The sequence below is a fragment of the Mesorhizobium sp. M0408 genome, from assembly GCF_040321495.1.
Taxonomy (GTDB): Bacteria; Pseudomonadota; Alphaproteobacteria; order Rhizobiales; family Rhizobiaceae; genus Mesorhizobium.
The window spans coordinates 208,849-222,059 of sequence record NZ_JAMYRO010000005.1; the positions used below are offsets into that span (position 1 = coordinate 208,849).

Annotated in this window: 14 protein-coding genes and 1 pseudogene; 6 read left to right on the top strand and 9 right to left on the bottom strand. The window is 63.3% G+C overall.

The features are described from left to right. The first annotated feature begins 6 nt into the window (after positions 1-6). A complete protein-coding gene (locus NKI67_RS08125; RefSeq protein WP_023680535.1) occupies positions 7-1,041 on the top strand; it encodes an aspartate-semialdehyde dehydrogenase in 1,035 nt (344 codons plus the stop codon). 397 nt (positions 1,042-1,438) lie between these two features. Here the strand turns inward: NKI67_RS08125 and NKI67_RS08130 are convergent, their stop codons facing one another. Then, complete coding sequence (locus NKI67_RS08130) at positions 1,439-1,846, bottom strand: ACT domain-containing protein (RefSeq protein WP_023680736.1); 408 nt, start codon at positions 1,844-1,846, stop codon at positions 1,439-1,441. 261 nt (positions 1,847-2,107) lie between these two features. On the opposite strand from NKI67_RS08130, the gene NKI67_RS08135 reads away from it, so the two are divergent. Continuing rightward, positions 2,108-2,518, top strand: coding sequence for a DoxX family protein (locus NKI67_RS08135; protein ID WP_023680735.1), 411 nt, complete (start codon positions 2,108-2,110; stop codon positions 2,516-2,518). 190 nt (positions 2,519-2,708) lie between these two features. Beyond that, the gene (locus NKI67_RS08140) at positions 2,709-2,972 is read left to right on the top strand and encodes a YMGG-like glycine zipper-containing protein (protein ID WP_023680734.1); all 264 of its coding nucleotides are present in this window, start codon (positions 2,709-2,711) and stop codon (positions 2,970-2,972) included. A 72-nt stretch (positions 2,973-3,044) separates the two neighbouring features. On the opposite strand, the gene rpsP is transcribed toward NKI67_RS08140, so the two are convergent. From rpsP to NKI67_RS08175, 7 genes are all read right to left on the bottom strand, one after another. Continuing rightward, positions 3,045-3,440 (bottom strand): 30S ribosomal protein S16, encoded by a 396-nt coding sequence (rpsP, locus tag NKI67_RS08145; RefSeq protein WP_023680733.1) that lies wholly within the window; start codon positions 3,438-3,440, stop codon positions 3,045-3,047. Positions 3,441-3,491: 51 nt separating this feature from the next. After that, complete coding sequence (locus tag NKI67_RS08150; protein WP_023680732.1) at positions 3,492-3,818, bottom strand: chorismate mutase; 327 nt, start codon at positions 3,816-3,818, stop codon at positions 3,492-3,494. Positions 3,819-3,825: 7 nt separating this feature from the next. Further along, a complete protein-coding gene (gene ffh / locus NKI67_RS08155) occupies positions 3,826-5,442 on the bottom strand; it encodes a signal recognition particle protein (protein WP_023680731.1) in 1,617 nt (538 codons plus the stop codon). 309 nt (positions 5,443-5,751) lie between these two features. Then, positions 5,752-6,720, bottom strand: coding sequence for a CPBP family intramembrane glutamic endopeptidase (locus tag NKI67_RS08160; RefSeq protein WP_023680730.1), 969 nt, complete (start codon positions 6,718-6,720; stop codon positions 5,752-5,754). A gap of 151 nt (positions 6,721-6,871) precedes the next feature. Continuing rightward, on the bottom strand, positions 6,872-7,474 hold the full coding sequence (locus NKI67_RS08165; RefSeq protein ID WP_023680729.1) for a DUF1236 domain-containing protein: 603 nt from the start codon (positions 7,472-7,474) through the stop codon (positions 6,872-6,874). 63 nt (positions 7,475-7,537) lie between these two features. Beyond that, entirely contained in the window at positions 7,538-8,632 is a 1,095-nt protein-coding gene (locus NKI67_RS08170; protein WP_023680728.1) for a zinc-binding metallopeptidase family protein, read from the bottom strand. A gap of 90 nt (positions 8,633-8,722) precedes the next feature. Continuing rightward, positions 8,723-9,970, bottom strand: a complete 1,248-nt coding sequence (locus NKI67_RS08175) for a flavin monoamine oxidase family protein (RefSeq protein ID WP_023680727.1) — start codon at positions 9,968-9,970, stop codon at positions 8,723-8,725. A gap of 185 nt (positions 9,971-10,155) precedes the next feature. Between NKI67_RS08175 and NKI67_RS08180 the strand changes: the two genes are divergently transcribed. From NKI67_RS08180 to NKI67_RS08190, 3 genes and pseudogenes are all read left to right on the top strand, one after another. Next, positions 10,156-10,956: a lytic murein transglycosylase gene (locus NKI67_RS08180; protein WP_023680726.1), complete on the top strand. Its 801-nt coding sequence runs from the start codon at positions 10,156-10,158 to the stop codon at positions 10,954-10,956. Positions 10,957-11,069: 113 nt separating this feature from the next. Then, positions 11,070-11,492 carry a DUF4279 domain-containing protein gene (locus tag NKI67_RS08185; protein WP_023680725.1) on the top strand — a complete coding sequence of 141 codons (423 nt, stop codon included), beginning with the start codon at positions 11,070-11,072 and terminating at the stop codon, positions 11,490-11,492. Between the two features lie 76 nt (positions 11,493-11,568). After that, positions 11,569-11,832 (top strand): annotated as a pseudogene (locus NKI67_RS08190) (IS5 family transposase); the annotation flags it as partial. Positions 11,833-11,917: 85 nt separating this feature from the next. On the opposite strand, the gene NKI67_RS08195 reads toward NKI67_RS08190, so the two are convergent. Next, the gene (locus NKI67_RS08195; protein WP_023679834.1) at positions 11,918-13,141 is read right to left on the bottom strand and encodes an argininosuccinate synthase; all 1,224 of its coding nucleotides are present in this window, start codon (positions 13,139-13,141) and stop codon (positions 11,918-11,920) included. Positions 13,142-13,211: the final 70 nt, after the last annotated feature.

The window sequence follows — 13,211 nt, forward strand, 5'->3', positions numbered from 1 at the left end:
ATTTCGATGAGTTTCAAGGTTGCGATCGTCGGCGCCACGGGCAATGTGGGCCGGGAAATGCTCAACATACTCGAAGAGCGCGGCTTTCCGGTGAGCGAGGTGGTGGCGCTGGCCTCGCGGCGCAGCCAGGGCACGGAAGTGTCGTTCGGCGACCGCACGCTGAAGGTCAGAGCGCTCGACCAATATGATTTTTCAGATACCGACATCTGCATTATGTCGGCCGGCGGCAACGTCTCCAAGGAATGGTCGCCGAAGATCGGCAAGCAGGGCTGCGTCGTCATCGATAATTCGTCGGCCTTCCGCTACGACCAGGACGTGCCGCTGATCGTTCCGGAAGTGAACCCGGATGCGATCTCGCTGTTCACGCGCAAGAACATCATTGCCAACCCGAACTGCTCGACGGCGCAGCTGGTCGTGGCGCTGAAGCCGCTGCATGACGCGGCCACCATCAAGCGCGTCGTCGTCGCCACCTACCAGTCGGTCTCCGGCGCCGGCAAGGAAGGCATGGACGAATTGTTCACGCAGACGCGCGCGGTGTTTGTCGCCGACCAGGTCGACGTCAAGAAGTTCACCAAGCGTATCGCCTTCAACGTCATCCCGCATATCGACGTCTTCCTCGACGACGGCTTCACCAAGGAAGAGTGGAAGATGGTGGCCGAGACCAAGAAGATGCTCGATCCGAAGATCAAGCTGACGGCGACCTGCGTGCGCGTGCCGGTGTTCATCGGCCATTCGGAAGCGGTCAACATCGAGTTCGAGAAGCCGATCACCGCCGATGAGGCGCGCGAGATCCTGCGCGAGGCGCCGGGCTGCCAGGTCATCGACAAGCGCGAGGACGGCGGCTACATCACGCCGCTGGAATCGGCCGGCGAGGACGCCACCTTCATCTCGCGCATCCGCGAGGATTCGACCATCGACAACGGCCTGTCGATGTGGATCGTCTCCGACAATCTGCGCAAGGGCGCGGCACTCAATGCGGTGCAGATCGCCGAGCTGCTGGTCGAGCGCGGGCTGATCCAGCCGAAGAAGAAGGCGGCATAGTTCGCTCACGGCCGTATCGCCGCTAGCGCGGCTGGCCTCCGCGGGGGCGCCGGACGACCGGCGGCCTGCGGTCGCAGGCTCGGCCTTCGGCCGCGGTTTTTGCTCAGCTTGCTTTTCCGCTCACGGCCGTATCGCTGCTGTCGCGGCTGGCCCTCCGCGGGGGCACCGGACGACCGGCGGCCCGCAGTCGCGGGCTCGGCCTTTGGCGGTTGTTTCGCTCACGGCCGTATCGCCGCTACGCGGCTGGCCTCCGCGGGGGCGCCGGAAGGCCGGCGGCCCGCAGTCGCGGGCTCGGCCTTCGGCCGTTCACGCCCTTCTCGCCGTTCGCGGGGAGGAGGTTCCGGCAGGCGTATGAGGGGCAGCGCAGGCGTCTCAAATAGGCAGCAAGGCGCCGGTGTCACAGCCGGTTCTCCTCCGCTAGGTCCAACAGCAACTCCAGCGCCTCCTCCGCCCGGTCGGCGGGCACGAACAGATGATCGTGGTAGAAGGCCGAGACCGGATTGACGCCGATGCCGGCGGTGGCCAGCCGCGCGGTGATGGCGGCGAGGAAGCCGACCGCTTCCAGCGACGAATGGATGTTCAGCGTCAGCATCCGGCAGCGGAACACGGTTTTCAGTCCAGCGGCCTTGGCATGCTCTTCAAGCACGATCAGCGTCGTGCCCTCGCGCTCGCGAAATAGCATCACCGGCTGGAGCCTGTCGGGAACGGGCGCATCGGGTGGCAACGTGGTGAAGACATGAACGCCGGCAAGCAATTCCGGCGTCATTGCCGCCAGCAACTGTTTCAGGTCGGTCTCTCCGGCCATCGGTTGCTTTCGTTGTGCGATCAGGCGGTGGTTGCCGTCGAGCGCTCGGAAGACACCTCTACGGTTTTCAATAACGCCCTCCACCTCACCCTGCAAGGTGGACTTGTCCAGGTTCGTTGCTGACTGAACTTGCACATCCAAGGTCGCCGTCCCCCCGGACCTGAAAAAGAACTGGAGGCATGTCGGATCGCCGTCATGGGCCGCGTCCTTGGTTCGAGCTGGCGGAGGAGCCAGTGCTCACAACGACCGGAGGGAACATCAATGACCATGTCTCAGGCAGCACCCGTCTCACCGCGTGCCCTGTGGGCCGGCCGCGTGCTCAGCGCCGTCATCGTGCTGTTCATGATCTTCGACGGCGTCATCAAGCTACCGCCGCTCGAAATCGTCACCCAGACCATGGTGCAGCTCGGCTGGCCGGCCGATGCCAATGTCTCGCGCATGCTCGGCACCATTGGATTGGTCTCGACAGCGCTTTACGCGCTGCCACGCACCTCGGTGCTCGGCGCCATCCTGCTCACCGCCTATCTCGGCGGCGCCGTCGCCACGCATGTGCGTATCGGCAGCCCTTTGTTCTCGCACATACTGTTCGGCGTCTATCTCGGCGCCGTCCTCTGGGGTGGCCTGTATCTGCGCGATCCAAGGGTGCGCGCATTGTTCCCGTTCAGCCAATAGCGGCGACATCGAAAGCCGTTCGATGCTGGCCACGCTGCCAGAGCGGGCGCGGTCTGCGCCGCCTTTCTACTCTTTGGATCAAATTGAGCGCCGCCGGGCGGCAGCCGATCTTCTTCTTTGGATCAAATCGCCTGGTTGCGAGTTAGGGGGTGCAGCGGCGAGGACGGCACCCTGTTGGAGAGGAACGACAATGAAAAAGGTGATGATCTTGATGGCCTTGCTGGTCCCGCTCGGTGCCTGCTCCCGTACTGAGCAAGGCGCGGCAGTTGGTGGCCTGGGCGGTGCGGCGGTCGGCGCTGCTGTGGCCGGCAACCCGACCAAGGGCGCGGTGATCGGCGGTGCGGCCGGCGCTTTGGCCGGTGCACTGATCGGCCGTGCCAGCGAAAGCGGCCAATGCCGTTATCGCGATCGTAACGGTCGTGTCTACGTTGCGAGTTGCCCGGAAGGCTATTGATCGGGCCGCATCATATGGATGCAATAGCAAAACGGCGGGCAGGGCCCGCCGTTTCGTGGTTGTGGAGATGATTTATTCGGCGGTCGCGCCCTCGGCCGGCGCTGCTGCAGCGGCGGCAACAGCGGCTGCCGCATCTTCCTGCGCCTTCTTCAGCAGCGCTGCGCGCTCCTGCGCCTTCTTGCCGGGCTCGGCCTTTTTCGGGTTGGCGCGCGCTTCGCGCTTGGCGAGGCCGGCCTCGTCGAGGAAGCGCAGCACGCGGTCGGTCGGCTGGGCGCCGTGCGACAGCCAATGCTTGACACGCTCGGCGTCGACCTTGACGCGTTCGCCGTCCTTGGGCAGCAGCGGGTTCCACGAGCCGAGCGACTCGATGAAACGGCCGTCGCGCGGCGAACGGGCGTCGGCGACGACGACGTGGTAATAGGGACGCTTCTTCGAGCCCGCACGGGCCAGTCGGATTTTCAGTGGCATTTCTTTTCTCCTAAAAAGCTCTGATTTGGTTGATCGGTTGGTGGCTGGTCCTCAGCCGGTTTTCGCTACGCCGTTGGATGCGGCGATCTGCTCGTGATGGCGGATCACTTCGCGGACGACGAAGTTCAGGAATTTCTCCGCGAAATCCGGGTCGAGATGGGCGTCCTTCGCCAATTGGCGAAGACGGGCGATCTGCTCCTGCTCGCGTGCCGGATCGGCAGGCGGCAGGCCATGCTCCGCCTTCAGAACGCCGACCGCCTTGGTGCAGCGGAAGCGCTCGGCCAGCATGTGGATCAGCGCCGCGTCGATGTTGTCGATCGAGGCGCGATAATTGACCAGCGCCGCGCGCGCGTCGGCCATGTCCTTTTCTTCGTTCATGGCGCCCTCACTTCTTCTTGCCGAGGCCATTCTTGCCAAGCATTGGCAGCCCGCCACCGCCCGGCAGGCCGGGAAGTTTCATGCCGCCGGGCAGCCCAGGCAGGCCACCGCCACCGGGAAGACCACCGGGCAGGCCCTTCATGCCGCCGAGCCCGGCCGCCTGGGCCTGCTTCTGCAAGGCTTCGAGCTGCTTGGGGTCCATCTTGGAGAGGTCCGGCATGCCGCCGCCCATCATGCCGCCTGCGCCGCCAGGCATCATGCCGCCGAGACCCATCTTGGAAGCGAGGCCGCCCATCATGCCGCGCATCAGGCCGCCGCCTTTGCCCTTGCCCCCCATCGCCTTCATCATGTCGGCCATGCCGCGATGCATCTTCAACAGTTTGTTGATTTCGGCCGCGTCGGTACCCGAGCCGGCGGCGATGCGCTTCTTGCGCGAGTGCTTCAGAATATCGGGGTTGGCGCGCTCGGCCTTGGTCATCGACGAGATGATGGCGAGCTGGCGACCGAACATCTTGTCGTCGAGCCCGGCGGCGGCCATCTGGTCCTTCATCTTGCCCATGCCGGGCATCATGCCCATGATGCCACCCATGCCACCCATTTTCGACATTTGCTGAAGCTGGCCGGCGAGGTCGTTCAGGTCGAACTTGCCCGACTGCATCTTCCTGGCCATCGCCGCGGCCTGTTCGGCGTCGATGTTCTCGGCCGCCTTTTCGACGAGGCTGACGATGTCGCCCATGCCGAGGATGCGGTCGGCGATGCGCTTGGGGTGGAATTCCTCCAGCGCGTCCATTTTTTCGCCGGTGCCGATCAGCTTGATCGGCTTACCGGTGACGGCGCGCATCGAGAGCGCCGCACCACCGCGGCCGTCGCCGTCCATGCGGGTCAGCACGAGGCCGGTGATGCCGACGCGCTCGTCGAAGCTTTTTGCCAGATTGACGGCGTCCTGGCCGGTCAGCGAATCGGCGACCAGCAGGATCTCGTGCGGCGACGACATCTTCTTGATGTCGGCCATCTCGACCATCAACGGCTCGTCGATATGGGTGCGGCCGGCGGTATCGAGGATGACGACGTCATGGCCGCCGAGCTTGGCCGCCTGCACGGCGCGGCGGGCGATATCGACCGGCGTCTGGCCGGCGACGATCGGCAATGTGGCGACCTTGACCTGCTCGCCGAGCTGGCGGAGCTGCTCTTGCGCGGCGGGACGCCGCGTGTCGAGCGAGGCCATCAAGACTTTCTTGTTTTGACGGTCGGCGAGGCGCCTGGCGATCTTGGCCGAGGTCGTCGTCTTGCCGGAACCCTGCAAGCCGACCATCATGATGACGACCGGAGCCGGTGCATTGAGGTCGATGGCGACGCCCTCGGCGCCGAGCATCTCGACCAGCTCGTCATGGACGATCTTGACGACCATCTGGCCGGGCTTGATCGACTTGACCACGGCGGCGCCGACGGCCTTCTCGCGCACCTTGTCGGTGAAGGAACGCACCACTTCCAGCGCCACGTCGGACTCAAGCAACGCACGGCGCACCTCGCGCAGCGCCGCCGAGACATCAGCCTCCGACAAGGCGCCGCGGCCGGTGAGGCCGTTCAGGATCGAACCAAGACGTTCCTGTAGCGATTCAAACATTCTTTTTCCTTTTCCCTGGCACCCGGATGATGCCCGAGAGGTAATGCGTTCGCGCCAACTGTCCAAGCAAAAGCCGGTCCGGGCAAAGCCCAAAGCCAAAAAGCACCCGGGGGCGCACAGCGCTGCCGGGTGTTGGCCTCCGGGATCGATTTACAGCACTTCACCTCAAAGAGGTTTCGGCGTCCCGGTCGGTTTGCTCGGAGGAATACTCGTCGCGGAATTCGCGGCGTGTAGACAGGAAATCGGCCGCAGAGTCAAGCTTTGGTCAAGCTTTGCGTCAAATAGCTCAGGACGACCAGGCAATGCACATCAGCGCACGCTGCCGGCGCGCGCCATATCCGGCTCGACCTTCAGCGGTGAGCGCGGATGTAAAAGCAGCAGAACGGTCAACAGGCTGCTGACGATGCCGATCGAAGCGATGAGGACGGCGTCTGAAGTCGTCCAGCCGGCGGCTTCGAGCGGCTTGGCGTTGAACAGGGCGAAGGAATTATAGCTTTGCTGGTGCGAAATCAGCAGGAAGCCGGTCAGATTGTTGCCGAGATGGGCACCAAAGCCGGCACCGAGATTGCCGGTTGCATAGACCAGAAGCGTCAGCAGCAGCGCAAAGGCGGCGATCGAGGCCAGCACGCAGGCATTGATGGCAGCGCTCGAACCTGGGCTCCAGTGCAGGGAGGTGAACAGCAATCCCGGCAGCAGCGCCCAGATGAAAGGGTTCTGGAACCGGCTCGCCAGGCCCCTGAGCAGATAACCGCGAAACAGCATCTCCTCCGACGAGGTCTGCAGAAAGGTCAGGGCGGCGATCGGGATCAGGAACGAAAGCCAGGCGGACAGGCCGATCGCGCCGCGCGCGATGTCGGGCTGCAAACCATAAAGCAGCATCTCGGAAAGCAGCGAGGTGATCAGCACCGCGGTCAGTCCTTTCAGGAACCCCGACCAAGAAATGCGCCGGCTGACGCCAATCAGGGCTGTCAGCTTCTCGCGATGGATCCAGCGCATGGCAGCCCAAAGGCCGAGCCAGATTCCGGCAAATGAAGCCAGCGCCGCGAGGATGCCCGCAGGAGAGGCCATGAAATCCTGCACCGCTCCTCCACCTGGCGGGGCGGTGCCAGACGATGCCTGCCAAACGGCAAAGGCATAGGTGCCGCCGAACAGCACGGCGGCAGTGGTTCCGAGCCAGAACAGGATGACGACCACCGCTCCAAGCAGTAGCCGCGGCAAAGTGGTCTTGTTGTTGGCGGTGTGCCGGTACTGTTGGAAGGCGGTTGGGTCGATCGTCACGCGGGCTCGCTGGCTGGTGCTTCGGCTCGCAAGGTCTAGAACATCGGCCCCAATGTGGAAACCGGTATTGCAGCGGCAATACCGGCTTGTGGCAATATCGGGGTTTGTGAGCGGCCGCCGCTACTGCAGGGCGACCGCCCTGTTGGTAACGTCAGCGCACGACGTACATGATGCGCCTTGTGTCCGGATCGATCAGCGCCGGCTGACCGTTCACGTAGACGTAGCGGTAGTCATAGTCCGGAATCTCGCGTAGCTCGACGGTGTCGGGCAACGTCGCGCCCGTGACCACCTCGCCCTCGAGATAGACCGGATCGAGCCGATGCGTACGGACATAGGTACGGATCTCGGCCGGCGGTCTCCGGATAGGCTCGATCGCCTCGCCGGCGACGATTGCTCCGGTATAGCTGTCGGAATACTCGACGCTATCGGCGGGCGGCGTCACGACGGCAATGTCGGCGCTGGCCGGACGCTGTGTCAGGACCACACGGCTGCCGCCGAAATCGGCCGTCACATAGTCGGAATAGACCCAGCCCTGGCCGTTAGCCTCGGCGATAGTGCACCATTTGCTGTTGGCGATGCAGCCGTCGAGCGTCGCCGACTGGCCGGCCGCGAGCACGCCGATCACCGGATATTGCGGGCCGGGGCCGGCGCGTACATTGAGATCAGTGATGGCCGAGACGGCGGTGTCGGCCAATGCAGAGCCCGACATCGCTATGAGCGCTCCGGCCACCGCCGGAAACAATATGCGTTTCATGGTCTTCTCTCCGTTTCACAGTCCCTTGGCACGGAAAACGAAGCAAAGCCGCATGCGTTCCGGCTAAAAGGCTTCGGCCGGCTCACGATTTGTTCCAGTCGTTTTCGGCAGGTCGGTCAAAAGCTCGTGAACAAAAGCAAGTTTTTGCGCCGCCACGTCCGAGATGACGAAGGGATAGAGATCGGGCAGGCCCATGCAGCGGTTGATCGAGTTGGACGCCTCCGACAGCACCAGCCAGCGGTCGAGGATCCTTTCGAAAGGCTCTGGCCTGGAGGCGGGTTCCGATGGTGCCGGCTGCAGCTTGCCGCCGGTGTCGGCGCGCGGCAGCTCGTTGGCTTCAACGGTTTCCAGCCGGCCGAGCGGGAAATTCAGGGCATGCACCATCTCCAGCGTGTCGGTGATGTGCATGTGATGCGCCCATGTCTCGGCCCAGTCCTCCCATGGGTGCGACGTCGCATAGGCCGAGATATGGCGCTGCTGCCAGTCGGGCGGCGCGCCATCGGCATAATAGGTCTTCAGCGCCTGTTCGTAGCCGGCGCGCTCGTCGCCGAACAAAGCGCGAAAACCGGCAAGCTTTTGCGAATCGTCGCGGATCAGGCGGTCCCAGTAATAATGGCCGAGCTCATGGCGGAAATGGCCGAGCAGTGTGCGGTAGTTCTCGCCCATCTCGACGCGCCGCCGTTCGCGCTCTGCCGAATCCGCCTCGGCGACGTTGAGCGTGATCCGGCCGTTGTCATGACCGGTCAGGATACGTTCGCCGCCCGGACCGCCGCCGATCGGATCGGCAAGAAAATCGAAAGCGAGACCGATCTCGTCGCCAACTTCCTGCTTGGGTGCGACCGGCAGGCCGAAGGCGAGCAGCGAATAGACGGCACGCTTCTTTGCCGCCTCGACACGGATCCAGCGGCGGCGGTTGCCGTCGACCGACAGATCCGGGATCAGCTGGTTCAGCGCACAGGCGCGGCAGAAGGCGTGGCCGGGCTCCGCCATCCAGTTGCAGGCGCATTCGTCGGCATTGGTGCAATGGAAGACGTCGGCGCCGGACAGCGCGAAGCGCGCATGCTCGGGATCGTAGAGCACGAGGCTGGCGCAGTTCAGGCATTGCGCGTTCTCGAAATAGAGACGGTGGCCGCAATGCGGGCAGTCGAAAAGCTTCATTGGCGTCTCAAATCATTCGAAATGCGGAGGACGATACGAGCAGGAGAACGCCAAACGCATGTCAGCTGCCCACGTTCCTGCCGGCCGATGCTATTTTGCCGCAAGCTGGGCGACGACCTCCTTGGCCACTGCCTCGCCCGACAATCTAGCGCCGCCGCAGGTCTGCATCAGCGGACCGGCCAAATGCTCGCCGGCGAAGAAGATCTTTTCCGCCACGGGCTGCATCAGCGTGGCGCGCGCTTGCGAGCGGCCGGGCCGCGCCGCCGCATAGGCGCCGCGCACGAACCGCTCAGCGCCCCAATTGGTCATCATTGCGCGTCCGACATGCTTTCGTATGTCGCCGCCAAAGATGCCGCAGAGCCGGTCGACGACGAAGTCGATGCCAGCCGCCTCGCCCGCCGCCGACATCTCCCAAGCGAAATCGCCGCCGACGAAACCGACCATCAAATCGAGGTCGAAGGGAAAGCAGAGGAAGTAGATGTCGTGCCGGGCCAACCGCTCGATCAGCAAATCGTCGAACGGCTCCAGGCCGAGTCTTGTACCGGATATTTCGACCGGCAGCTTGGTCAGCATGCCCATCGGCAGGTCGAAGAAGGCGGCGAAATGCGCATCGGGGAGTGCAGGCGAGAACGCAATCTCCTCGAAGGCGAGCACTGCCGGGGAGGCAGTGACGATGACCGCCTTGGCGCAGATGGTACCGCGATCGGTGACGCAGGCTACGCCCGGCCCATCCCAGACGATCTTGCGCACCGGGGTCGACAGTTCCACTGGCACATCGGCACCGAAGCGGGCAACCAGCGTACCGAAGCCTTCCCTGGTGAAATAGTTCGGATCGAGATCGGCGGCGGCCTGAAAGTCGCGGATCGATATCTCGTCCTCGTCGGCGCCGAAATCCATCGGCCCGGCGAAGGTTGCGGCGGCGCGCGGCGCGTGTCCCTTGGCGAGCAATGCCGAAAGGCGGTCGTCGTCGCCTTCCCTCACCTGATGTGCCGCCACCAGTTCGAACAGCCTTGCGTCGGCCACCTTCATCGCCGCCTCCTCGGCTTCGCTTGCCTTTCGCTCACGGTAATAGAGATGATCGACATTCATGTCGTGGTGATGAAGCGTCCAGGCAGCGGCCTTCGCCTCGGGAAAGTAGGGATTGCGGTCCGCGGCATGCAGCCAGGCGCAGCCGATGTCGAACGGCACGCCGAAATGCTGGTCGCTGGTCCAGGCGCGGCCGCCAATGCGGTTCACCGCTTCCAACAATTTGAAGGAAAAACCGGCAGCGCGCAGGGTCTTGGAAGCCGAAAGCCCGGCTGAACCGGCGCCGATGATCACGACATCAACGTCTTCCATGCTTATTCTGTCCCCGCCACAATAATTACTTGATCGTAGGCAAATTCCCGGGCGTCCGCCAGTGTGGTGGATTTGAGGTTCCTGCTGTATTGAGTGCATCGGCGTGGCGCCGGGGCAGTGACAAGCAGGTGTTTCGCAGGCAAGTTCGCAATTGGGAACGTGATTCAGGCAACCAGGAGAGCAGCATGGCATTTCTTGCCAAGGGGAAGATGTTTGTAGTGGCCACGGTGGTGGCGGTGCTTGCGCTGGCGACGGGCGCGCAGGCGGCGGCCAGCTGTGGCAAGAACGGCGCCGGCTTCGAGGCATGGAAACCGGAGTTCGCCGCGGAGGCGAAGGCCGACGGTGTCGGCTCGAAGGGTCTGGCCGCTCTGGCTCGCGCAACCTATGCGACAAAGACGATCTCCGTCGACCGCGCCATCCATAAGGCTTTCAGCGGCTCGGTGGAAGCTTTCATGAAGCGCCGTGGCGCGTCCGCGATCATTGCCAGGGGCCGTGCGCTGAAGAAGGCCAATGCTGCGCTGTTCGACAAGATCGAACGGAATTACGGCGTGTCGCCGGGCGTGTTGCTCGCCATCTGGGGCATGGAGACCGGCTTCGGTTCCGCCATGGGCAGCCAGAATACGGTCTCCGCCATTTTAACGCTGGCCTATGACTGTCGCCGTCCGGAGTTCTTCTACCCGCATGCCATTGCGGCCCTGAAGCTGGTTGATCGCGGAGCGTTGAGCGCCTCGTCGGTCGGTGCCGCGCATGGCGAGATCGGCCACACGCAGTTCCTGCCCGGAAATGTTTTGACGTATGGTGTCGGAAACAAAAATCTGCGCGACAAGAGCACTGCGTTGGCTTCCACCGCCAACTTCCTCAAGAGTCATGGTTGGCGGGCCGGCGCGAGCGCGCAGGCGAATATGGGCGCAATCGCTGGCTGGAATTCCGCGAGCGTCTATCAACAGGCCATCGCCCGCATGGCCACGGCGATCGATGCCGACTGATAGGATATAAACGCAAAAATGACTGGGCTCGGTTGGAAGCGCGAGGCGAGCATGAAGAGTTTCGCAACAGCGCAGGGCTTGCCTTGCCCTTTGGAACCTAGCTAGGACAGGCGATGATCTCGCTCTCGATCGTTGATTTCGATGCGGACCCCGAGGGGGTGACTGCGATCCTAAGCCTCGAACCGACACGCATAGTCCGCAAGGGCGACCCGATGCGTAACGGTTCCCCGCGCAAGAAGAATGGATGGAGCCTCGATGGTCCGCGGCAAAGGCTCCGGAGTGGGGCCGAGCACGAGAATGCGGTCAACTACCTGATCGAGCAGATGCGAGGTCGGGAGGAGGCCTTCGCACGGCTGCGGCAGGAAGTGCGGCCAAAGCAGATAACTATCTACGGCGGGTTCTATCAGCCCTACCACGGACAGTGCGGCATTTGGCTTGAGCCGTCTGCGATGAGGGTGCTCGCGGATTGCGGTGTTGGCTGGAGCCTCGACCTTTTTGTTGAGGACGAAGCTCACCAACATGGAAATGAGGTGTGAGCAGGCGTCCTGTCCGCATTGGGTCGTTTGCCGACTGGCTGGTTCCAAATTTGAGCGGAGTCTGATTCATAAGGGCATGAGCCGATACGATCTGACCGACTTCGAATGGCGCGTCATCGAGCCGCTTTTGCCCAACAAGCCGCGAGGCGTGCCGCGTGTCGATGACCGTCGCGTGCTGAACGGCATCTTCTGGGTGCTGCGATCGGGTGCGCCATGGCGCGATCTGCCCGAGCGCTACGGCCCTCGCACCACTTGCTACAACCGCTTCGTTCGATGGCGGAAAGCAGGTGTCTGGGATCGGCTGATGGACGCCATTACCGAGGCCCATGACGGCACGGTGCAGGTAATGAGTCTACGTCCTAGTTTTCTCGGATCGTTTTCAGCTTTCACGAGATCGGTAGAGCGCCCAGCCCGCTGTTCGGATGTCAGCGCTGGCGGTTACGCGCCGCCAGTGTCCTCAGCCTGAGCGCGTTGAGGCGGATGAAGCCTTCGGCATCCTTCTGATCGTAGGCGCCGCGGTCGTCCTCGAAGGTGACCAGCGCATCGGAATAGAGCGTTTTCCTCGACTTGCGGCCGGTGACAATCACGTTGCCCTTGTAGAGCTTCAGCCGCACGGTGCCTTCGACGTCTTCCTGGCTCTTGTCGATCATTGCCTGCAGCATCAGCCGCTCGGGCGCGAACCAGAAGCCGTTGTAGATGAGCTCGGCGTAGCGCGGCATGAACTCGTCCTTGAGATGGGCGGCTCCGCGGTCGAGCGTGATCGATTCGATCGCCCGATGGGCGGCGATCAGGATGGTGCCGCCGGGGGTCTCGTAGACGCCGCGCGATTTCATGCCGACGAAACGGTTCTCGACCAGATCTAGCCTGCCGATGCCGTTGTCGCGACCGAGATCGTTGAGCGCTGCCAGCATCGTTGCCGGCGAGAGTTTCTTGCCGTCGAGCGCGATCGGATCGCCCTTGAGGAATTCGATCTCGATCTCGGTGACCTCATCGGGCGCGTCCATCGGCGAGATGGTGCGCTGGTGGACGAATTCCGGCGGTTCCGTCCACGGGTCCTCCAGCACCTTGCCCTCGGAGGAGGAGTGCAGAAGGTTGGCGTCGACGGAAAACGGCGCATCGCCCTTCTTGTCCTTCGGCACCGGGATCTGGTGCTGCTCGGCGAAGTTGATGAGATCGGTGCGCGACTTGAACGACCAATCGCGCCACGGCGCGATGACCTTGATGTCGGGGTTGAGCGCATAGGCCGACAGCTCGAAACGCACCTGGTCGTTGCCTTTGCCGGTGGCGCCATGGGCGATGGCATCGGCGCCGGTCTCTTTTGCGATCTCGACGAGATGTTTCGAAATCAGCGGCCGGGCGATCGAGGTGCCGAGCAGATAGGTGCCTTCATAGACGGCGTTGGCGCGGAACATCGGGAAGACGAAATCGGATACGAACTCCTCGCGGACATCGACGATGCGGATGTCCTTGATGCCCATCATCTCGGCCTTGCGCCTGGCCGGCTCCAGTTCGCCACCCTGGCCGAGATCGGCGGTGAAGGTGACGACCTCGGCGCCGAGCTCGGTCTGCAGCCATTTCAGGATGATCGAGGTATCAAGGCCGCCGGAATAGGCGAGCACGACTTTCTTGACGGCTTTTGCTTTCGACATGGTGGGCAGTTCCGCGACAGGGGTTCTTCGCGGGCGAGCTATCACGGCGTTTTAGGCCAGCGCAAGGGAC

What these genes read in the sequence shown, in the direction of transcription:
- NKI67_RS08135 (WP_023680735.1), top strand. Translation starts at nt 2,108, where the DNA reads ATGACCATGTCTCAGGCAGCACCCGTCTCACCGCGTGCCCTGTGGGCC.
- NKI67_RS08170 (WP_023680728.1), bottom strand. Translation starts at nt 8,632, where the DNA reads ATGAAGCTTTTCGACTGCCCGCATTGCGGCCACCGTCTCTATTTCGAG.
- NKI67_RS08130 (WP_023680736.1), bottom strand. Translation starts at nt 1,846, where the DNA reads ATGGCCGGAGAGACCGACCTGAAACAGTTGCTGGCGGCAATGACGCCG.
- NKI67_RS08125 (WP_023680535.1), top strand. Translation starts at nt 7, where the DNA reads ATGAGTTTCAAGGTTGCGATCGTCGGCGCCACGGGCAATGTGGGCCGG.
- NKI67_RS08150 (WP_023680732.1), bottom strand. Translation starts at nt 3,818, where the DNA reads ATGAACGAAGAAAAGGACATGGCCGACGCGCGCGCGGCGCTGGTCAAT.
- rpsP (WP_023680733.1), bottom strand. Translation starts at nt 3,440, where the DNA reads ATGCCACTGAAAATCCGACTGGCCCGTGCGGGCTCGAAGAAGCGTCCC.
- NKI67_RS08140 (WP_023680734.1), top strand. Translation starts at nt 2,709, where the DNA reads ATGAAAAAGGTGATGATCTTGATGGCCTTGCTGGTCCCGCTCGGTGCC.
- NKI67_RS08175 (WP_023680727.1), bottom strand. Translation starts at nt 9,970, where the DNA reads ATGGAAGACGTTGATGTCGTGATCATCGGCGCCGGTTCAGCCGGGCTT.
- NKI67_RS08180 (WP_023680726.1), top strand. Translation starts at nt 10,156, where the DNA reads ATGGCATTTCTTGCCAAGGGGAAGATGTTTGTAGTGGCCACGGTGGTG.
- NKI67_RS08185 (WP_023680725.1), top strand. Translation starts at nt 11,070, where the DNA reads ATGATCTCGCTCTCGATCGTTGATTTCGATGCGGACCCCGAGGGGGTG.
- NKI67_RS08195 (WP_023679834.1), bottom strand. Translation starts at nt 13,141, where the DNA reads ATGTCGAAAGCAAAAGCCGTCAAGAAAGTCGTGCTCGCCTATTCCGGC.
- NKI67_RS08165 (WP_023680729.1), bottom strand. Translation starts at nt 7,474, where the DNA reads ATGAAACGCATATTGTTTCCGGCGGTGGCCGGAGCGCTCATAGCGATG.
- ffh (WP_023680731.1), bottom strand. Translation starts at nt 5,442, where the DNA reads ATGTTTGAATCGCTACAGGAACGTCTTGGTTCGATCCTGAACGGCCTC.